The organism is Lentzea xinjiangensis, assembly GCF_900110955.1.
Classification (GTDB): Bacteria; Actinomycetota; Actinomycetes; order Mycobacteriales; family Pseudonocardiaceae; genus Lentzea; species Lentzea xinjiangensis.
In genome coordinates, this window is sequence record NZ_FOFR01000001.1 from 593677 (window position 1) to 612559 (window position 18883).

Below are 18883 nucleotides of genomic sequence, written 5' to 3' on the forward strand. Positions count from 1 at the left end.
GCATCCGGTCCAGCCGGTCGGCGCGGTACCTCGGCCGATCGGCCGAGGTACCGGTGCGCTCGAAGAGGCCAGGGTTTTCCCATGAGGTTCAAGGGACTCGTCCGCACGGCACTGGCGGTGCTCGTGCTGATCCCGGTCGCGCCGGGGGTTGCGACCGCGGAAACGTTGCAGTGGCGGCTTTGCCGGGACATCGCGAACCGGTGGCCCTCCGGCGACGACCGCTCCGAGTGCGCGATGGTGACCGTGCCGGTCGACTACGCGAAGCCGGACGGGCGCACCGTCGACATCGCGATCAGCCGGGTGAAGGCGTCCGGTGACCGCCGCGGCGTCGTCCTGCTCAACCCCGGTGGTCCCGGCGGCTCCGGGATGGAGCTGCCGAAGAGCATCCTGCGCTCGCGGGCGGCCGGGATCGGCGCGCACCACGACCTCGTCGGGTTCGCGCCGCGCGGCGTCGGCTACAGCGCGGGCGTGAGCTGCCAGGACGACTTGACGCAGCCGGACCCGTCCCTGCCGGAGAAGGAGCGGGCCCGCTTCGTGGCCGAGCGCGACGGCCGCAACCACCAGCGCTGCGTCGCGCAGGACCCGGAGTTCGTCCGCAACCTCACCACCGCGAACATCGCCCGCGACATGGACCGGATCCGGATCGCCCTCGGCGAGGACAAGATCGGCTACTACGGCATCTCGTGGGGCACCGCGCTCGGTGCGCAGTACCGCACGCTGTTCGACGCGCACGTCGACAAGATGCTGCTGGACTCGGTGATGGCGCCGGACCTGGACCTGGTCGAGATGGACCGCGCGCAGATGACCGCGAGGGAGAACACGTTCGCCGAGTTCGCCGCCTGGATCGCCCGCCACGACGACGTCTACCACTTCGGGACGTCCCAGGCCGCGGTGACCAGGGCGCTGCTCGACCTGCGGACCCGGCAGACCCGCCTCGACGCGTTCGACAGCATGATCACCACGTCCCGCCGCCACTGGGCGGCGACGGCACGGGAACTCGCCGCACTCGCCGCCGGCGGCACGCTCGGAGCCCGGGCCGCCGAGGAGAACCGCACGTTCGGCTGGGACGCCGACCAGACCGGCTTCAGCCCGTTCCAGCAGACCGCGGTGATGTGCAACGACTCCGGCAGCACGCGCGACTTCGACGAGGTCTGGGACGCCAGGCTGCGGCTGATCGAGCAACTGCCCGTCTCCGGCCGGTACGGCTCCGAGGCCGTTCGCTGCGTCGGCTGGCCGCTACCCGCCCAGCCGTGGCGGTTCACCGGCGGATCCAGCCCCCTGCAACTCGTGGGGCACCTCTACGAGCAGGTCACCCCGATCGGCTGGACGCGGGAGATGCGCGCGCGGATCGGCGGCGCGATGCTGACCGTCGAGGACGACGTCCACGGCTCGCTCGACACCCTGCCGTGCGCGGCCAAGGCGGTGGAGTTCTTCGACACCGGCAAGGTCTCGAACGACTCCTGCCCCGGTGCTCCCCTGCCGCCCGCCTGAGGAGCCTGGTCCGAAGCGCGAGCGTCCCCGGCGGATCATCGCCGGGGGTGCTCGTCTTCCCGCATGCTCGCGGGCAGTCGCGGGAACGGTCCACGACGGATGTAGCGCCATTGCGCGAAGAACATGACGCCGGTCACCGCGAGGTCGGCCAGGACCCACCACAGCAGCGCCGTCCAGTCGTCGTACACGAACACCCCGGCGAGGACCGCGAAGACCACGAACCCGCCGCTGTACGGCAACGTCTGCCGCCCGATCCGGTTGAGGTCGCGCATCCGCTCGCGCTGCTCGTCGTCCATCTCGCGCTTCCCCATGCACCGACTCTCCCAGATCGCGGCGGACATGGCGTGGATCACGCCGCCCCGCCGGGGTACGGCCGGGGCCCCGGCATGGCAGGCTAGCCGCCATGTCTGTCGGAACCTTGGTGCTGCTCCGCCACGGCGAGAGCACGTGGAACGCGGAGAACCTGTTCACCGGCTGGGTGGACGTTCCCCTGTCGGAGAAGGGCGAGAAGGAGGCCCGCCGCGGCGGCCACCTGCTGCGCGAGGCCGGCGTCCTGCCGGAGATCCTGCACACCAGCCTCATGCGCCGCGCGATCATGACCGCGAACCTGGCGCTCGACGCCGCCGACCGGCACTGGATCCCGGTCCGCCGCGACTGGCGCCTCAACGAGCGCCACTACGGCGCGCTGCAGGGCAAGAACAAGAAGCAGACGCTGGAGGAGTTCGGCGAGGAGCAGTTCATGCTCTGGCGCCGCTCGTACGACACGCCGCCGCCGCCCATCGAGCCCGGCTCCGAGTACAGCCAGGACGCCGACCCGCGCTACGCGGACCTCGGCCCCGACCTGCCGCTGACCGAGTGCCTGCTCGACGTCGTGAAGCGGATGATCCCGTACTGGGAGTCCTCGATCGTGCCGGACCTGCGCACCGGCAAGACCGTGCTCGTGGCCGCGCACGGCAACTCGCTGCGCGCGCTCGTGAAGCACCTTGACGGCATCTCGGACGAGGCCATCGCGGGGCTGAACATCCCGACCGGCATCCCGCTGCGCTACGACCTCGACGAGGACCTGAAGCCCGTCAAGCCGGGTGGCGAGTACCTGGACCCCGAGGCCGCGAAGGACGCCATCGCGGCGGTCGCGAACCAGGGTCGCTGAAAGTCACGCGGGGGCCCCGCGTTTCCCTCAGGGGAACGCGGGGCCCCCGTGTGCCATGCGGTGCATCACGGTTGGGTGAACGCGGGCTGACCAGGGACGGAACAACTGTCCACTGAGGTGTCGCGGGTGTCACGGTTCACGCTTCCGCACTAGGCCAAGTCACCTCTGAGCTGCTTACCATTCGCCTCGTGACCACAACGGGTTACCTCGCTGTGTCGATCGGCGTCGCGCTCATCGGCGTGATCGCCGGTTTCCTCGTTGGCCGATTCACCGCTCCGCGCACACCGAAGGCCCCCAAGGGCCTGACGGTCGCGGACCTCATGCAGCGGATCGTCGAGGACTCGCACGACGGCATCGTGGTGCTGAACCACTTCGGTGACGTCGTGTTGCACAACCCGAGGGCAGAAGAACTGGGCGTTGTCCGCAACAACCGAGTGGACGACCGCGCGCGCAAAGCCGCGGAGGCCGTCCGCAACAGCAACGAGGTCGTCTACGTCGACCTCTCACCGGGGGAGGGCCAGCGCCGCGCCCGGCAGCCGGAGGCGGTGCACGCCGAGGTCCGGCTGCTCACCGAGGGCTTCACGGTCGTGGACGTGAGCGACGAGTCCGAGGCCGTCCGGCTGGAGAAGACACGGCGCGACTTCGTGGCGAACGTGAGCCACGAGCTCAAGACGCCGGTCGGGGCGCTCGCGCTGCTGGCGGAGGCCGTGCTGGACGCGAGCGACGACCAGGACGAGGTCCGCCGCTTCAGCGCGAAGATCATGCAGGAGGCCACCCGCCTCGGCACGCTCGTCACCGAGCTGATCGCGCTGTCGCGCCTGCAGGGCGCGGAGAAGCTGCCGGAGCTGTCCGACACCGAGATCGACGTCGTGATCAACGAGGCGCTGTCGCGGTCCAAGCTCGCCGCCGAGTCGGTGAACATCACGATCACCACCGACGAGCCGAGCGGCTTCGTCGTGCCGGGCGACCGGTCGTTGCTGGTGACGGCGCTGACGAACCTGCTGGACAACGCGATCGCCTACTCGCCGCCCGGCAGCCCGGTCTCCGTCAGCCGCCGGCTGGTGGACGGGCACGTCGAGATCGCCGTGACCGACCGCGGCATCGGCATCGCCGAGGACCAGCAGACCAGGGTCTTCGAACGGTTCTACCGCGTGGACAAGGCTCGATCGCGCGCGACCGGTGGCACCGGTCTGGGGCTCGCGATCGTCAAGCACGTCGCCGCCAACCACGGCGGCGAGGTGAAGCTGTGGAGCCTGCCGGGAACGGGCTCCACCTTCACGCTGCGGCTGCCGGCCGTGGCGGCCGAACCCAACCCGACCCTCGTCCCCACCGGCGCGGGCGACACTGGAGGAGAGCTGTGACCAGGGTGCTCATCGTGGAGGACGAGGAGTCCTTCGCCGATCCGCTCGCCTTCCTGCTGCGCAAGGAAGGGTTCACCGCCGCGCTCGCGGCCACCGGCCAGGAGGCGCTCGAGGAGTTCGACCGCAACGGCGCCGACATCGTGCTGCTCGACCTCATGCTGCCCGGCATGAGCGGCACCGACGTCTGCAAGCAGCTGCGCCAGCGCTCCGCCGTCCCCGTGATCATGGTGACCGCGCGCGACAGCGAGATCGACAAGGTCGTGGGCCTGGAGCTGGGCGCCGACGACTACGTCACCAAGCCGTACTCGGCCCGCGAGCTCATCGCCCGCATCCGCGCCGTGCTGCGGCGCGGCGGCGAGTCCGAGGACCTGCTGCCGCAGATCCTCGAGGCCGGTCCGGTGCGGATGGACGTGGAACGCCACGTCGTCACCGTCGGCGGCCAGGACATCAGCCTGCCGCTCAAGGAGTTCGACCTCCTCGAGTACCTGCTGCGCAACGTCGGCCGCGTCCTCACCAGGGGCCAGCTGATCGACCGCGTGTGGGGAGCCGACTACGTGGGCGACACGAAAACGCTGGACGTGCACGTCAAGCGGCTGCGCTCGAAGATCGAACCGGACCCGTCGGCACCGCGTCACCTGGTGACCGTGAGGGGTCTCGGTTACAAGTTCGAGTCCTGACGGACACGACCAGGTACCGTTTCCGGCGTGCGCCTGGGCGTTCTCGACGTGGGTTCCAACACCGTCCACCTACTCGTGGTGGACGCGCATCGTGGTGCCCACCCCATCCCGACGACGTCCGAGAAGACGATCCTGCGTCTCGCCGAGCAGCTCGACGGCAAGGGGCAGCTGTCCAAGACGGGCGCTGACCAGCTCGTTCGGGCGGTGGCCGCCGCCAAGGCGTCGGCCGAGCGGTCGGGCTGCGAGGACCTGATGGCGTTCGCCACCTCGGCGGTGCGCGAGGCGGGCAACTCCTCCGAGGTGCTCGACCGCGTGCGCGCCGAGACCGGCGTCGACCTGAAGGTCCTCACCGGCGAGGACGAGGCCCGCTTCACCTTCCTCGCGGTCCGCCGCTGGTACGGCTGGTCCGCGGGCAAGCTGCTGAGCCTCGACATCGGTGGCGGCTCCCTGGAGCTCGCCATCGGCCGCGACGAGAACCCCGACATGGCCTTCTCCGTGCCGCTGGGCGCGGGCCGGCTCACCAGGACCCGGTTCAAGAAGGACCCGCCCCGGCGCTCCGAGGTCCGCGAGACCACCGAATGGCTCGCCGAGCAGCTCGCGCCCGTCGCGCGGAAGCTGAAACGCGCGGGGGAACCCGATCGGGTGGTTGCGACCTCAAAAACTTTCCGAACGCTGGCGCGGCTCACCGGGGCCGCGCCATCGTCTGCCGGGCCAAGGGAGCGCCGGGTCCTCACCGACGCCGGCCTTCGGCAGCTGATCGCGTTCATCTCCCGGATGTCGGCCGGTGACCTCGCCGAGCTGGAAGGCGTGAGCCCTTCGCGCGCGCACCAGCTCCTGGCGGGCGCGCTGGTCGCGGAGGCAACGATGCGAGCCCTGTCACTCACGCAACTGGAGATTTGCCCCTGGGCGCTCCGGGAGGGTGTCATCCTCAGGCGGCTGGACCACACTGACGGCGCGGACCAGAGCGATACTGGACGTACTGGCCGGCACGGGGCACGGTGGAGTTGATGAGTCGAGAGAGCGGATCCGACCAGACGCAGCGCACTGTCGCCGAGCTGCTCGCCCAGTACGGGAGCAGCGCGGAGGGTGCGCCACGTCGGCGACGCCGCCGCGCGGCTGACGACCCGGAGGAGGTCCAGCAGCCGGAGACCGCGCCCCAGACGATCATCGAGCGGGTCCTGTCCGACAGCGGCCGGCTGATGGCGATCCGCGAGGACGACGTGGCCCCGTCCGGTCGTCGCGCGGCCCCCGAACCGCCCGCCCCGCCGGTCGCGGCCCCGCCCGTCGCGCCACCGCCCGTCGCGCCACCCCCCGCGGCCTACCAGCAGAAACCGCCGGTGGTCCCGCCCGCGCAGCCGCCGCAGGTCCGCAGGCCCGCCCCGGCCCCGCCGGCGCCGCCCGCGGCCGCCGCCGAGCAGACCCGGCAGGTGCCGCAGGTCCGCGACCAGCCGTCGCGGCCTGACCTGTCCCGCCCTGACCTGTCCCGCCCCGACCTGTCCCGCCCCGACCTGGCCAGGGCCGACCTGGCCCGCCCGGAGGCGCCGTCCCGCACGGACGTGCCCAGGCCGGACGCACCGCGTCCGGACGCCGGCGTGGCGGGTGTGCCGAACCCGTCCCGCACCGGCATCACGCGCCCGCCGAAGCCCGCGCCGATGCCGGCCACCGCCCCCAAGCCCGGTGTGCCCGCGCGCGAGCCGATGACCGAGCAGCTCCCGCGCATCCCGGCCAAGGCGCCGGTGGACAAGATCGCCGCGCTCGACACCGAGTCCGTGCTGATCGTGCCGCCCGCCCCGCCGAAGCTGCCGGAGCCGCTGCCGAACAACCAGCCCGACGCCTGGTTCGGCGACGACGACGATCCGGCGGCGCGGACGGTGCTGTCCATGCCGCCCATGGAGTCGACCGCGGCCCACCCCGGCCCGTACGTGGACGACGACGACTCGCAGGAGTACGCCGCCTACCGCGCGGAGGACGACTACCTCGAGGAAGACGACGAGGAGGACGAGGGTCCCGCCGGTCTGGACGACGCGGGCGAGGCCGAGGAGGACCCCGACGAGGCTCCGCAGCGCTCGGCCGGCAGGGAATGGCTGATCATGATCGGCCAGCTCGCCGTCGGCGTGCTCGGCGGCGCCGCCCTGTGGCTCGCCTTCAACTACCTGTGGCGCGCCGTGCCCGCCGCCGCGCTCGTCGTGGCGCTGGCGGTTACCGTGGGTCTGGTGTTGCTGGTTCGAAAGATCCGCAGAGCGGACGACCTCCAGACCACCGTCCTGGCCGTGCTCGTCGGCCTCATCGTGACAGTCTCACCAGCGGCGATGCTGCTGGTGAAGAGTTGACCGCCCGCATCCCGGTCGGGCTTTCCACGGCGTCGGTCTACCCGCAGCCCGCCGGAGCGGCGTTCGAGATCGCGTCCGAACTGGGGTACGACGGCGTCGAGCTGATGGTGTGGGCCGACCCGGTGTCGCAGGACATCCGGGCGGTCGACCGCCTGTCGGCCCGATCGGGCATGCCCGTGCTCGCCGTGCACGCGCCCTGCCTGCTGATCTCGCAGCGCGTGTGGTCGCCGGACCCGGTCGAACGCCTGCGCAAGGCCGTCCGCGCCGCCGGTGACCTCGGTGCGCCGACGGTGGTGCTGCACCCGCCGTTCCGCTGGCAGCGCAAGTACGCCGACCGCTTCGCCGAGCTGGTCTCGTCCCTGGAGGACGAGAGCGGCATCGCGATCGCGGTGGAGAACATGTTCCCCGTGCGCCGCCCGCTGGGCAGGGGGCGCTCGGTGGAGATGAACGCGTTCAAGCCGTCCGTCGACCCCACCGACGTGGGTCACCGCAACTACACGCTGGACCTGTCGCACTCGGCCGCCGCGCACATGGACGCGCTGGAACTGGCCAAGCGGATGGGCGAGAGCCTGCGGCACATCCACCTCGCCGACGGGTCCGGCGCGCCCAAGGACGAGCACATGGTGCCGGGGCGGGGCACCCAGCCCTGCGCCGAGCTGTGCGAGCTGGTCGCCAGGGCCGGCTTCGACGGGCAGGTCGTGCTGGAGGTCAACACCCGGCGGGCCGCGTCGTCCGCCGCCCGGCGGGAGATGCTCGCCGAGGCGCTGCTGTTCGCCCGGCTGCACCTGGACTGGGCCGCCGAGGGCGAGGCGGGCGAGGCCCGGCCGGGGCTCTCGCGGTGAGGCCTCGCGGCCGGACGTGAGCGGGCGCCGCGCCGTCCCGGACAACCGCGCCGGACCCGGCCACCGGTAAGTCGACTGGCGAGTTAGGGTTCGGGGGTGAACCCGCTGCGAGCGTTGATCATGGCCGCGTCTCGCAACGAGACGGTCCGCCACCTCGTCGCCAACGCGCCCATCAGCCGCGATGTCGTGAAGCGGTTCGTCGCGGGCGAGAGCACGCAGGACGCCGTCGAGGTGGTGCGCACGCTCGGCCTGCCGGTGACGCTGGACTACCTCGGTGAGGACACCACCGACGAGACCCAGGCCGAGAAGACCGTGCAGGCCTACCTGGAGCTCCTCGACGCGCTGCACGCCGCCGGACTGGCGAGGAACGCGGAAGTCAGCGTGAAGCTGTCCGCGGTCGGACAGGCGCTGGACGAGTCGCTGGCCCTGACGAACGCGAGCCGGATCTGCGCCGCGGCCGAGCAGTGCGGCACGACGGTCACGCTCGACATGGAAGACCACACGACCACCGACTCGACGTTGCGGGTCCTGCACGAGCTGCGGCGCACCTGGCCGTGGGTCGGAGCGGTGCTCCAGTCGTACCTGCACCGCACGCTGGACGACTGCGAGCAGCTCGCGGGGCCGGGCAGCCGGGTCAGGCTGGTCAAGGGCGCGTACGCGGAGCCACCCGAGGTGGCGATCCAGGACCCGCACGAGGTCGACCTCAACTACGTGCGATGCCTCAACGTCCTGCTCGCCGGGGAGGGCTACCCCATGTTCGCGACGCACGACCCGAGGTTGATCGAGATCATCGGCGAGCGGGCTCGCTGGTACGGCAAAACCGAGTTCGAGTACCAGATGCTGTACGGCATCCGGCCCGAGGAGCAGCGGCGCCTCGGCACTCGCGTGTACGTCCCCTACGGCGAGCGGTGGTACGGATATCTCATGCGGCGACTTGCGGAACGACCCGCGAACGTGACCTTCTTCCTGCGCTCGCTGGCCAGCCGCTCATGACCTTCTCGAAGTCCAGCGCGGTCCGGTCGCTCGGTGACGGGACCTTCACCGCGTCCCTGCCGGCCGAGTGGACCGTCGGGCCCAAGCCCCACGGTGGCTTCCTGCTCGCGGTGATGACGCGGGCGGCCGCGCACGTCGCCGCGGGTGACCCGCTGGCCGTCTCCGCGCAGTTCCTGCGGGCGCCGGAGGTCGGGCCGGTGCTGGTCAGGACCGACGTGCGCAAGACGGGGCGGACGGCCACCGTCGTCGCGGTGGCGCTGGAGCAGCGGGGGCAGGTGTGCGTCGAGGCGTCGGTGACGACGGGGCGGATCCCCGAGCACCGCGCCGACTACGCGAACCTGCCGTCGGTGCCCGCCGCGCCGCCGCCCGGCTCGGTGGAGCTGGCGACGTTCCCCACCGGGGGCGCCTACAAGGTCGGCGGCCTCTGCGACCTGCGGGTGGACCGGGAGAGCGCGACGTTCCTCGACCGGCGCACGGACGGTCCGCTGACGCTCAAGCTGTGGGCGCGGCCGGTCGACGAGCAGCCGGACCCGTACTTCGCGCTGCTCGCGGGCGACCTGTCGATGCCGGTGACGTTCAACCTCGGCCGCTTCGGCTGGTCGCCGACGGTGCAGCTCACGGCGTTGCTGCGGGCCAGGCCCGCTCCCGGCTGGCTGCGCATCCACGTCACCTGCCAGGCGGTGCACGGCCAGTGGTTCGACGAGGACGCCACGGTGATCGACTCGGCGGGCCGGTTGGTGTGCCAGGCACGGCAGCTGGCGCTGACCCCCGCTGTGTGAGACTTGACCGATGACGAAGATCGCGGTGCTCGGCGCGGGCAAGATCGGTGAGGCGCTGCTGTCCGGGCTCCTGCAGGGTGGCCGCGCGGCCACCGATCTGATGTTCACCGAGAAGCACGAGGGCCGGGCGCGCTCGCTCACCGAGCAGTACGGCTTCGAGGCCGTCACGGTCGCGGGCGCGGCGGCGAAGGCCGACGTGCTCGTCGTCGCGGTCAAGCCGCAGGACATCGAGCCGTTGCTCGTCGAGCTCAAGCCGGTGCTCAAGCCCGGCACGCTCATCGTCTCGCTGTGCGCCGGCCTGCCGACGGCCCTGTTCGAGCGCAGGCTGCCCGAGGGCACGCCGGTCGTGCGGGTCATGCCGAACACGCCGATGGTCGTCGGTGAGGCGATGAGCGCGGTTTCCGGCGGTTCCAACGCGACGCCGGAGCACCTGGAGGTCGTCCGGGAGCTGCTCTCGACCGTGGGCAAGGTCGCGGTCGTGCCGGAGTCGCAGCAGGACGCCGTGACGGCGTTGTCCGGCTCGGGACCGGCCTACTTCTTCTTCCTGGTCGAGGCGATGATCGACGCGGGCATCCTGCTGGGCATCCCGCGCGACCTGGCCTCCCAGCTCATCATCCAGTCCGCCGTGGGCGCGGCGACGATGCTCAACGAGGGCTCCAGCCACCCGGTCATCCTGCGCGAGGCGGTCACCTCGCCGGCGGGCACGACGATCATGGCGATCCGCGAGCTGGAGAAGCACGGCGTCCGCGCGGCGCTGCTGGCCGCCATCGAGAGCGCGCGCGACCGCTCGGTCGAACTGGGCAGGCAGCACGAAGACTGACCGGTTGGTCGTCGCAGGAGTCACATCAGTCCCGCTACTCTCAAGGCAGCACGTGCGTGTCGAACCGTCGGTGGGGAAGACCGACGGCACGACACGTGTCGAAGGATGCGGTGATTTATGCCTGCGAAGGAGAACGAACGATCTGGTCTCGCTCAGGTGCAGTTCCTGACCGTGGCCGAAGTGGCCTCGATGATGCGTGTCTCGAAGATGACCGTGTACCGGCTGGTGCACTCCGGCGAGCTGCCCGCGGTGCGGGTCGGCAAGTCGTTCCGGGTGCCCGAGAAAGCCGTGCACGCCTACCTCGAGAACGCGTACTTCGACGCTGGCTGAAGGCCGGTGAACCCCGCCTAGTAGACTGGTAGGCCGATCGTGCTTACCGGCGCGCCGTGCTTGACACGGCCAAGGCTGGGGCGCGCCAGTCAAAGCAACGTCTAGAGCTAAGGAACCCGCATGGGCTCGGTCATCAAGAAGCGCCGCAAGCGCATGTCGAAGAAGAAGCACCGCAAGCTGCTGCGCAAGACCAGGGTCCAGCGCAGGAAGCGCGGCAAGTAAGCCCGCGTGCGCTCTACCGCCGCCGGTCTCCTCTCGCGGGAGGCCGGCGGCGGTCGCGTTTCCCGGGTCGGCGGGCTGGTCGCGGTGGCCCGGAATTTCACCCTTCGGGACGCTTGCCCTCACCACGGGATCGGGGGCAGCCGTTCGGGTGATTGGCCCGTGCGGCCCGCGTGACCTGCGTCAAGACGGCGTTCCGGCCCCGTCCGGTTTCCGGTCCGGCTTGTAGCATCGACCAATCGCAACGCCCTCGTGCTTGGAGTCGCATGACGCCCAAGGTCGTCCTCGTCACCGGAGTCAGCCGCTTCCTCGGCGGCCACCTCGCCGCGCGCTTCGCCGCGAACCCGGACGTCGAGCGCGTGCTCGGGGTGGACACCGAGCCGCCGCCACGTGACCTGCTGCGCAGGATGGGCAGGGCGGAGTTCGTGCGGGCCGACATCCGCAACCCGCTGATCAGCAAGGTCATCGCCACCGCGAACGTGGACACCGTCGTCCACGCCTCCGTCACCGCCAACCCGGCCGGACCCACCGGCCGCACGGCGATGAAGGAGATGAACGTCATCGGCACCATGCAGCTGCTGGCGGCCTGCCAGAAGTCGCCCAAGGTGCGCAAGCTCGTCGTCAAGTCCACGAGCGCCGTCTACGGGTCCAGCTCGCGCGACCCCGCGGTGTTCACCGAGGACATGAGCCCGAAGGACCTGCCGTCGTCCGGCTATGCCAAGGACGCGGTCGAGGTCGAGGGCTACGTGCGCGGGTTCGGCCGCCGCAGGCCGGATGTGAACGTCACCACACTGCGGTTCACGAACTTCATCGGGCCGCGCATCGACACCGTGCTGACCCGCTACTTCGCCCTCCCGGTCGTGCCCACCGTGCTGGGCTACGACGCCCGCGTGCAGCTCCTGCACTCCGAGGACGCCCTCGCCGTCCTGGAACGCGCGACGCTGCACGACCTGCCCGGTGTCTTCAACGTGGGCGGCGACGGCGTCCTGCTGCTGTCGCAGGCGATCCGCCGGGCGGGCAGGCTGAACCTGCCGGTGCCCAGCGCGGCCGTGCCCACGGTCGGCGGCTTCTTCCGGAGCGCCCGGCTCGTCGACTTCTCGCCGGACCAGATGAGGTTCCTCAACTGGGGCCGCGTGGTCGACACCACCCTGCTGAAGGAGGACTTCGGGTTCACGCCGCGGTGGACCACCCAGCAGGCGTTCGACGACTACGTGAGCGGCCGTGGTCTCAAGCCGCTCATCGACCCCGAGACGGTGGCGGCCGCGGAACGGGGAATCCTCGACGCGGCCGCCCGGTTCCGCTGATCTTCGCCTTGAGGAGATGAACGCAGTGGCAGGAGCACGCGTTATCCCGCTGCACGACCCGGAACGCGACGCCGCGCGCCGGGCGCGCCACGTCGAGGTGGTTCCCGAACCCGAGCAGCAGCAGTCCCCGGCAGCGGACTGGGAGCGCAGGCTGGCCGACCTGCTGTCGTTCGCGCGCCGGCGGATCGCGGGCGACTACGAGGTCGACGAGTTCGGCTTCGACCGCGACCTCACCGAGAACGTGCTGATGCCGCCGCTGAAGCCGCTGTACGAGAAGTGGTTCCGGGTCGAGACGATCGGGATGTCGAACGTCCCGGCGGCCGGCGGCGCGCTGATCGTGGCGAACCACTCCGGCACGTTGCCGCTCGACGCGCTGATGACCTCCTACGGCATCGCGTCCGAGCACCCGGCGCAACGGCACATGCGCATGCTGGGCGCCGACCTCGTCTTCCGGACGCCGGTGCTGGGCGCGCTGGCGCGCAAGTCCGGCCAGACGCTCGCCTGCAACCCCGACGCCGAACGGCTGCTGTCCTCCGGCGAGCTCGTCGGCGTGTGGCCGGAGGGGTTCAAGGGCATCGGCAAGCCGTTCAAGGACCGCTACAAGCTGCAGCGCTTCGGCCGCGGCGGCTTCGTGGCGGCCGCGCTCAAGACCGGCACGCCGATCATCCCGTGCTCGATCGTCGGGGCGGAGGAGATCTACCCGATGATCGGCGACATCAAGGCGCTGGCGCGGCTGTTCGGCTTCCCGTACTTCCCGGTGACGCCGTTCTTCCCGCTGCTGGGGCCGCTCGGCGCGATCCCGCTGCCCTCGAAGTGGTACATCGAGTTCGGCGAGCCGATCCGCACCGACGTGTTCGGCGACGGCGCCGCGGACGACCCGATGCTCGTCTTCAACCTCACCGACCAGGTGCGGGAGACGATCCAGCAGACCCTGTACCGGCTGCTGACCCAGCGCAGGAACGTGTTCCTGGGCTGACCAGCTCCTGCACCTCGGCGTAGCTGCAGGCCTGCGGGACACCACCGCCGTCGCGCACCGCCAGCGCGGTCGCCACGGTGTGGTGCAGCGCCGCCCGGAACAGCAGCGACCCGGTGCTGATCCGCTTGACGCCGAGGGCGCCCAGCTCGGCGGGCGTGCGCTGCTGGGCCAGCACGTTCAACGGCGCGATGGCCGCGAGCGCCTCGATCTCGCGGGGCTCGGTCAGGCCGGGGACGAAGATCCCGTCGGCCCCGGCGGCCACGTACGCCCTGGCGCGTTCGGCCGTCTCGGGCAGCGCGACGCCGTGCCAGTGGGTGTCGACGCGGGCGTTCACGAACACCCCGGGCGCGCGTTGCTTGACCGCGCTGATCAGCACGGCCTGCTCCGCCGGGGTGGCGAGCCCGTGCGGCCGGCCGTCCTCCAGGTTCACGCCGGCGACCCCGAGCCCCGCCACCAGCTCGGCGACCTCCGCCGGTGCCGCGCCGAAACCGGACTCGAGGTCGACCGTGACCGGGCACGGCAGGTCCGCGAGCAGCCGCGCGAGTACCACGGCCTGCTCGCCGGCGAGGCCGAGGCCGTCGGGGAGGCCGTGGGCGGCCGCGACGCCGAGGCTCGTCGTGCCGATCGCCCGGAAGCCCGCGGCGTGCAGGGCGGCGGCGGAGGCGTGGTCCCAGGCGTTGGCCAGGACCAGCGGCTCGTCCTGGTGGTGCATGGCGCGGAACGCGGTGTTCTTGGCGATCCGGGTGCCGATCGCCCGGCCGGGGCAGGCGTGCGGGCCGTGGCCGAACGGGTGGTCGCCCAGGCCGACCTCGACCACGCCGTCCCCGGCGGCCCTGCGGGTGACCGGGACCGGCGGCGCGGGGTTCCCGGTGAGCAGGTGCTCCGCGAGTGCCCGGGTGGCGGCCCAGGCCTGCACGAGCAGCCCGATCCGGGCGGCGGCCTCCTCGTCGTGGGCGCCCGCGAGGCGTTCCACGGCCGCGTCGGCCTCCGCGCTGACGGGCTCGTGCGGCTGGTAGCAGGGCGCGATCACGGCGATGTCGTCCAGCGAGCCGGGGAGACCGAGCTGGAGCGCCAGCTCGTCCAGCGTGGTGGCGTCGACGTGCTCCAGGAGCCTCGTCGTGAGCGCCCGCCTGCGCGCGTGCTCGGGGCCGTTGCTGAAGCGGACGACGGTGGCCCGCAGCCAAGCCACCCCGCGGGTGCCTGCGGGGACGGGCGGGACGGGGAGGCTCAGCAGCTCTTCGGTCATGGCACGACGCTAGAGCGCCGTCGGTTCGGCGCGGACCGAAGCGTTCCGGCCGCAGAATGGCGGGCATGGAGGCACTGGCCCAGCTCGCCGCGCTGCTGGCGGACCGGACGCGGGCGGCGTTCTGCGAGGCCCTGCTCGACGGCAGGGCGTGGACCGCCACCGAGCTGGCCGCCCACGCCCGCGTGGCCCCGTCGACCGCGAGCGAGCACCTGTCCCGGCTGGTCTCCGGCGGCCTGCTCGTGGAGCACCGCCAGGGCCGGCACCGGTACGTGGCGCTGGCGGGGCCGCACGTCGCCGAGCTGCTGGAGGCGATGACGGCCTTCGCGGGACCCGCCCCGCGGCCGCGCACGCTCAGGGCGGCGTCCGCGGCGCGGGCGCTGGCCCGTGGCCGGACCTGCTACGACCACCTGGCCGGGAGGCTCGGGATCACGTTGAAGGCGGGGCTGCTGGGGCTGGGCGTGGTGACCGGCGAGCTCGCGGTCACCGAGCCGGGGCTTTCCTGGCTGCGGGAGCTCGGCTTCACGCCGTCGCGGCGCCAGACCGGCAGGGCCTGCCTGGACTGGACCGAGCGCGTGCCGCACCTCGCCGGTGCCGCCGGAGCGCACCTGTGCGGGGTGTTCCTCGAACGCGGCTGGATCAAGCGCATCGGCACGACCCGCGCGGTCGTGCTCACGCCCGCCGGTGAGCGGGGCTGGCGTGAGCTCGGCCTGACGCGAGCCGCCGCCTCGGGCTAGTGGGCGAGGGCCGCGCGCAGGCGGTCCTCCTCCACCTTCCAGTAGCCGTGCTCGGCGCCGTCGACCAGGAACACCGGTACCCGGTCGCCGTACTCGGCGCGCAGCTCGGGGTCGCTGTCGACGTCCTCGACCGAGAAGGTGGCGCCGACCTCGGAGCAGATCCGCTCGACGTCGGCCTTGGCCACCTCGCACGCGTGGCACTCGACGCGGCTCAACACGGTCACGTGGTGCATGGGTCAGGCTCCCAACGGCTTGCGCAGCACGGCGCGGGCCAGCTTGCCGGTCGGCGAGTGCGGCAGCGCCGGCGCGAACTCCACCGACGTCGGCACCTTGAACTTCGCGAGGCGCGCGGCGCAGTGCGACACCACGTCCCCGGCCGAGAGCGAGGCGCCGTCGCGCAGCACCACGACGACCTTGACCGACTCGCCGGTCTTCTCGTCCGGCACGCCGACCGCCGCCGCCTCGAGCACGTCCGGCAGCTCACCGACGACCTGCTCGACCTCGTGCGGGTAGACGTTGAAGCCGTTGACGATGATCAGGTCGCCCGCGCGGTCGACCAGGTGCAGGTCGCCGTCGGAGTCGATGAAGCCCACGTCACCGGTGCGGAACCAGCCGGAGGAGTCCGGGCCGTGCGCGCCGTCGGGCCAGTAGCCGCTGAAGAGGTTGTCGCCCTTCGCGGACACCAGGCCGGTGCCGGGCTCGTCCTCGTCGAGGTCGAGCACCGAGCCGTCGGTGTCGACCAGGCGGACCTCGACGCCGGGCAGCGCCCGGCCGACCGAGCCGGGCTTGGGGACACCGCCGACCAGCGTGGACGTCAGCACCGGGCCGGTCTCGGTCAGGCCGTAGCCCTCGTAGACCGGGATGCCGGTCGCGGCGCGCATCCCGTCGATGACGCCCGCCGGGAGCGGGGCCGCGCCCGAGGTGAACAGCCGGACCGTGGCGAGCTTCTCGCGCAGCACCTCGACGGGGTGCGCGAGCAGCGCCCGGTACATGGGCGGCACGCCGACCATGGTCGTGACGCGGTGCTCCTCGATGACGTCCAGGGCGGTGGCGGGCTCGAAGCGCTCCAGCAGGACCGCCGTGGCGCCCGCGCCCGCCACCTGCAGCAGACCGGGGCCGAGGCCGTAGACGTGGAACAGCGGCAGCGCGAGCAGCACCCGGTCGCCCGCGGTCACCGGGGCCGGGCGCAGCGACGCGCACTGGGCGACGTTCGCGAGCAGCGCGCGGTGCGACAGCATCGCGCCGCGCGGCGCGCCGGACGTGCCGGAGGTGTAGCCGAGCACCGCGATGTCCTCACCGCCGCCGACGGGCTCGAAGGGCTCGGCGGTGGCGGAAACGTCCGGAACGTCCAGAACCGTCGCGTCGGAGCCCTCGCCGTCACCGACCAGGAGTGCCGCGCCGGAGTCGGCCAGGACGCGCTGGAGCTCGCGCGGCGGGATGCCGGGGCCGATGGGCACGACGATGCCGCCGGCGCGCAGGATCCCGAAGGCGGAGACCACGAACTCGGGGCTCGTGGGCAGCCGCAGCGCCACCCGGTCGCCCGGTTGGAGGCCGGAATCAGCCAAACGGCGGGCGAAAGCGTCGACCGCACCGTCGATGGTTTCCCACGTGAGGCTCTTTCCGCTCGCCGCGTCGACCAGAGCGACGTGGGTGGGTCCCCGCCGTGCCGAAGCACGAACCAGGTCTGAGAGGTTGCGAGCGGAAGTCAACATTGCCTCCTCATGAACAACTGGACGCTCCGGGCAGTCTTCCACGCGTGGAGGGCGTCATGAAGCCGCGGTCGGCGCGTCACCACTTCACCACCACGTCCGCTACCTACTACGGAGTAACAACACGTATGCTGCCGCCACGGCGACTCTGTGGAGGTGCCGCGAGCCGATGACCGCGCGGGCACGACCGAACACGATCAGGACCACCCGGGCCATGGCGGGAGGTCAGCACGACGACGCAGGCGACGAGCCGTGGCAGCTCGTCAAGGCCGCCCAGGCGGGTGACACCGGGGCGTTCGGCGTGCTGTACGACAAGTACGTCGACATGGTGTTCCGCTATGTCCTCTTCCGGGTGGGCGGCGACCGCGCGTTCGCCGAGGACGTGACGAGCGAGACGTTCCTGCGCGCGTTGCGGAGCATCGGTTCGGTCAGCTACCAGGGCCGCGACGTCGGGGCGTGGTTCGTGACGATCGCCCGCAACATCGTGTTCGACCACGTGAAGTCCAGCCGCTACCGGCTGGAGGTCACGACCGCCGAGCTGCAGGACAACCGCGAGGAGACGAGCGGCCCCGAGCAGGAGGTCATGACGGAGGCGACCAACGCGGAGCTGCTCCGCTGCGTCTCCCAGTTGGGTGATGACCAACGCGAGTGCATCGTGCTGAGGTTCATCGAGGGCAAGTCGGTCTCCGAGGTCGCCCAGCTCATGGACCGCAACGAGGGCGCCGTGAAGGCGTTGCAACACCGGGCCGTCCGGCGGCTCGCGCAGATCCTCCCGTCCTGGTTGCGGTGATCGTGACCGCGGGGGCGTAACCCAAAAAGATCAATTTCGTTACTCGGGCTGAGATGGACGGCAAGGGAAGAACACCGCGGTGGCGGCACACGGAGCACGAGCGATTCGCCCGTGCCGTTGAAGGCGGCCCTCAGCCGGTGGGCGGCGACGACTTCGCTGAGGACCTCGCGATCGTCGAGCTGCTCCGGCGGGTGGACGTCGGCCCGGACGCCGAGACGCGCGAACGGATGAAACGACGCGTCCTCACCGCGCCCCCGCCGGAGAAGCCGCTGGTGCTCGCGTCGGTAAGACGCGTGGGAGCGCGCGCCAGGGTGGCGGTCGCAGCGGCCGCGGTCCTCTGCCTGCTGATGTCACTGGGTGGCATGAGCGTGCTGCTCAGCCGTGACGCGCTCCCGGGAGACCCGCTCTACGGCGTCAAGCGCACCACCGAAAGCGCCTCGCTGGGCCTGACCTTCGACGACGAGTCCCGCGCGTTGAAGCACCTGGAGTTCGCCGCGTCCAGGGTCACCGAGATGGAGACCCTCGCCGACCGCGCCTCCGACTCGTCCGCCCAGCTCACCGCCCTCGCCGACCTCGACGCCGACGCGGTGGAGGGCGCCCGCCAGCTCACCACGTTCGCGACCGCGTCCGACGAGACCGCCCTGCCCGCCCTGCGCGACTGGGCGCTCGACCAGTACGAGAAGCTCGGCACCCTGCGCCCCCGCCTGGCCGAAGACGCGGGCAAGCACGCCGACACGACGATGTGGCTGCTCGCGAGCATCGCCCAGCGCGCCCACGACCTGGCCGCCCGCGCTGGCTGCGACGCCGTGACCAGCGGCTCCTCCGACACCCTCGGCCCGCTCCCGGCGAAGGACCGGTGCGCCTCGGTGGTGCCGGACCCGACCCCCTCCACCGGCCGCGAACCCACGCCGGTCCAGCCGGTGCCGCCGGGCCTGCCCGTGCCGCCGGGTTCGGCGGCACCGCCGGTGCAGCCCACCCAGTCGGCGGTGCCCGGCACGTCCGCGCCCCCGGCGTCGCGACCGGGTGTTTCGACCCCGCCGGCCTCGGGCAAGCCGGGGATCACGATCCCCCTGCCACTGCCGCTGCCGAGCATCTCGCTCCCGCTGCTCCCCGGCATCAGCTTCGGCTGAGT

21 protein-coding genes are annotated in these 18883 nt (G+C 71.9%); 17 read left to right on the plus strand and 4 right to left on the minus strand.

What is annotated here, in order from left to right; all coding sequences use genetic code 11:
- Positions 1–81 precede the first annotated feature (81 nt).
- A complete protein-coding gene (locus BMW88_RS02985; RefSeq protein WP_089948827.1) occupies positions 82–1491 on the plus strand; it encodes an alpha/beta fold hydrolase in 1410 nt (469 codons plus the stop codon).
- Between the two features lie 35 nt (positions 1492–1526).
- Here the strand turns inward: BMW88_RS02985 and BMW88_RS02990 are convergent, their stop codons facing one another.
- Complete coding sequence (locus BMW88_RS02990) at positions 1527–1802, minus strand: hypothetical protein (RefSeq protein WP_143115953.1); 276 nt, start codon at positions 1800–1802, stop codon at positions 1527–1529.
- Between the two features lie 92 nt (positions 1803–1894).
- Between BMW88_RS02990 and BMW88_RS02995 the strand changes: the two genes are divergently transcribed.
- From BMW88_RS02995 to BMW88_RS03055, 13 genes are all read left to right on the plus strand, one after another.
- On the plus strand, positions 1895–2641 hold the full coding sequence (locus BMW88_RS02995) for a phosphoglyceromutase (RefSeq protein ID WP_089948830.1): 747 nt from the start codon (positions 1895–1897) through the stop codon (positions 2639–2641).
- 188 nt (positions 2642–2829) lie between these two features.
- On the plus strand, positions 2830–4002 hold the full coding sequence (locus BMW88_RS03000; protein ID WP_089948832.1) for a sensor histidine kinase: 1173 nt from the start codon (positions 2830–2832) through the stop codon (positions 4000–4002).
- Positions 3999–4679, plus strand: a complete 681-nt coding sequence (locus BMW88_RS03005) for a response regulator transcription factor (protein WP_053737067.1) — start codon at positions 3999–4001, stop codon at positions 4677–4679. Before BMW88_RS03000 ends, BMW88_RS03005 begins: the two co-directional genes overlap by 4 nt.
- Positions 4680–4706: 27 nt before the next feature.
- The gene (locus BMW88_RS03010; protein WP_089948833.1) at positions 4707–5687 is read left to right on the plus strand and encodes a Ppx/GppA family phosphatase; all 981 of its coding nucleotides are present in this window, start codon (positions 4707–4709) and stop codon (positions 5685–5687) included.
- Positions 5687–7009: a hypothetical protein gene (locus BMW88_RS03015; RefSeq protein WP_089948835.1), complete on the plus strand. Its 1323-nt coding sequence runs from the start codon at positions 5687–5689 to the stop codon at positions 7007–7009. Before BMW88_RS03010 ends, BMW88_RS03015 begins: the two co-directional genes overlap by 1 nt.
- Complete coding sequence (locus BMW88_RS03020) at positions 7006–7851, plus strand: sugar phosphate isomerase/epimerase family protein (RefSeq protein ID WP_089948836.1); 846 nt, start codon at positions 7006–7008, stop codon at positions 7849–7851. Before BMW88_RS03015 ends, BMW88_RS03020 begins: the two co-directional genes overlap by 4 nt.
- Before the next feature lie 96 nt (positions 7852–7947).
- Positions 7948–8844 carry a proline dehydrogenase family protein gene (locus BMW88_RS03025; protein WP_089948838.1) on the plus strand — a complete coding sequence of 299 codons (897 nt, stop codon included), beginning with the start codon at positions 7948–7950 and terminating at the stop codon, positions 8842–8844.
- Positions 8841–9623: a thioesterase family protein gene (locus BMW88_RS03030; protein ID WP_089948839.1), complete on the plus strand. Its 783-nt coding sequence runs from the start codon at positions 8841–8843 to the stop codon at positions 9621–9623. The genes BMW88_RS03025 and BMW88_RS03030 overlap by 4 nt, the downstream gene beginning before the upstream one ends.
- A 10-nt stretch (positions 9624–9633) precedes the next feature.
- Positions 9634–10443: a pyrroline-5-carboxylate reductase gene (proC, locus tag BMW88_RS03035; protein ID WP_089948841.1), complete on the plus strand. Its 810-nt coding sequence runs from the start codon at positions 9634–9636 to the stop codon at positions 10441–10443.
- A gap of 117 nt (positions 10444–10560) precedes the next feature.
- The gene (locus tag BMW88_RS03040; RefSeq protein ID WP_089948842.1) at positions 10561–10773 is read left to right on the plus strand and encodes a helix-turn-helix domain-containing protein; all 213 of its coding nucleotides are present in this window, start codon (positions 10561–10563) and stop codon (positions 10771–10773) included.
- A 120-nt stretch (positions 10774–10893) separates the two neighbouring features.
- Positions 10894–10995 carry a 30S ribosomal protein bS22 gene (locus BMW88_RS03045; protein WP_015105422.1) on the plus strand — a complete coding sequence of 34 codons (102 nt, stop codon included), beginning with the start codon at positions 10894–10896 and terminating at the stop codon, positions 10993–10995.
- Between the two features lie 263 nt (positions 10996–11258).
- On the plus strand, positions 11259–12296 hold the full coding sequence (locus BMW88_RS03050) for an NAD-dependent epimerase/dehydratase family protein (protein ID WP_089948844.1): 1038 nt from the start codon (positions 11259–11261) through the stop codon (positions 12294–12296).
- Positions 12297–12312: 16 nt separating this feature from the next.
- Positions 12313–13272, plus strand: a complete 960-nt coding sequence (locus tag BMW88_RS03055; protein ID WP_089948846.1) for a lysophospholipid acyltransferase family protein — start codon at positions 12313–12315, stop codon at positions 13270–13272.
- On the opposite strand, the gene BMW88_RS44275 is transcribed toward BMW88_RS03055, so the two are convergent.
- Complete coding sequence (locus BMW88_RS44275) at positions 13193–14518, minus strand: isocitrate lyase/PEP mutase family protein (protein ID WP_089948848.1); 1326 nt, start codon at positions 14516–14518, stop codon at positions 13193–13195. The genes BMW88_RS03055 and BMW88_RS44275 overlap by 80 nt on opposite strands.
- Positions 14519–14574: 56 nt before the next feature.
- Here BMW88_RS44275 and BMW88_RS03065 point away from each other — a divergent pair, with 56 nt between their 5' ends.
- A complete protein-coding gene (locus tag BMW88_RS03065) occupies positions 14575–15252 on the plus strand; it encodes an ArsR/SmtB family transcription factor (protein WP_218147979.1) in 678 nt (225 codons plus the stop codon).
- Here BMW88_RS03065 and BMW88_RS03070 read toward each other — a convergent pair.
- Positions 15249–15485 (minus strand): glutaredoxin family protein, encoded by a 237-nt coding sequence (locus BMW88_RS03070; protein ID WP_089948851.1) that lies wholly within the window; start codon positions 15483–15485, stop codon positions 15249–15251. The two genes, BMW88_RS03065 and BMW88_RS03070, sit on opposite strands and share 4 nt — an antisense overlap.
- Positions 15486–15488: 3 nt before the next feature.
- The gene (locus tag BMW88_RS03075) at positions 15489–16964 is read right to left on the minus strand and encodes an AMP-binding protein (RefSeq protein WP_089948852.1); all 1476 of its coding nucleotides are present in this window, start codon (positions 16962–16964) and stop codon (positions 15489–15491) included.
- 166 nt (positions 16965–17130) lie between these two features.
- Here BMW88_RS03075 and BMW88_RS03080 point away from each other — a divergent pair, with 166 nt between their 5' ends.
- Entirely contained in the window at positions 17131–17751 is a 621-nt protein-coding gene (locus BMW88_RS03080; protein WP_089948853.1) for a sigma-70 family RNA polymerase sigma factor, read from the plus strand.
- Between the two features lie 137 nt (positions 17752–17888).
- Entirely contained in the window at positions 17889–18881 is a 993-nt protein-coding gene (locus BMW88_RS43930; RefSeq protein ID WP_089948855.1) for a DUF5667 domain-containing protein, read from the plus strand.
- Positions 18882–18883 lie beyond the last annotated feature (2 nt).

Excerpts from the sequence above, each read along its gene's own strand:
- BMW88_RS02985 (WP_089948827.1), top strand. The coding sequence starts at position 82 with ATGAGGTTCAAGGGACTCGTCCGCACGGCACTGGCGGTGCTCGTGCTG.
- BMW88_RS02990 (WP_143115953.1), bottom strand. The coding sequence starts at position 1,802 with ATGGGGAAGCGCGAGATGGACGACGAGCAGCGCGAGCGGATGCGCGAC.
- BMW88_RS02995 (WP_089948830.1), top strand. The coding sequence starts at position 1,895 with ATGTCTGTCGGAACCTTGGTGCTGCTCCGCCACGGCGAGAGCACGTGG.
- BMW88_RS03015 (WP_089948835.1), top strand. The coding sequence starts at position 5,687 with ATGAGTCGAGAGAGCGGATCCGACCAGACGCAGCGCACTGTCGCCGAG.
- BMW88_RS03030 (WP_089948839.1), top strand. The coding sequence starts at position 8,841 with ATGACCTTCTCGAAGTCCAGCGCGGTCCGGTCGCTCGGTGACGGGACC.
- proC (WP_089948841.1), top strand. The coding sequence starts at position 9,634 with ATGACGAAGATCGCGGTGCTCGGCGCGGGCAAGATCGGTGAGGCGCTG.
- BMW88_RS03040 (WP_089948842.1), top strand. The coding sequence starts at position 10,561 with ATGCCTGCGAAGGAGAACGAACGATCTGGTCTCGCTCAGGTGCAGTTC.
- BMW88_RS03045 (WP_015105422.1), top strand. The coding sequence starts at position 10,894 with ATGGGCTCGGTCATCAAGAAGCGCCGCAAGCGCATGTCGAAGAAGAAG.
- BMW88_RS03050 (WP_089948844.1), top strand. The coding sequence starts at position 11,259 with ATGACGCCCAAGGTCGTCCTCGTCACCGGAGTCAGCCGCTTCCTCGGC.
- BMW88_RS03055 (WP_089948846.1), top strand. The coding sequence starts at position 12,313 with ATGAACGCAGTGGCAGGAGCACGCGTTATCCCGCTGCACGACCCGGAA.
- BMW88_RS44275 (WP_089948848.1), bottom strand. The coding sequence starts at position 14,518 with ATGACCGAAGAGCTGCTGAGCCTCCCCGTCCCGCCCGTCCCCGCAGGC.
- BMW88_RS03065 (WP_218147979.1), top strand. The coding sequence starts at position 14,575 with ATGGCGGGCATGGAGGCACTGGCCCAGCTCGCCGCGCTGCTGGCGGAC.
- BMW88_RS03070 (WP_089948851.1), bottom strand. The coding sequence starts at position 15,485 with ATGCACCACGTGACCGTGTTGAGCCGCGTCGAGTGCCACGCGTGCGAG.
- BMW88_RS03075 (WP_089948852.1), bottom strand. The coding sequence starts at position 16,964 with ATGTTGACTTCCGCTCGCAACCTCTCAGACCTGGTTCGTGCTTCGGCA.
- BMW88_RS03080 (WP_089948853.1), top strand. The coding sequence starts at position 17,131 with ATGACCGCGCGGGCACGACCGAACACGATCAGGACCACCCGGGCCATG.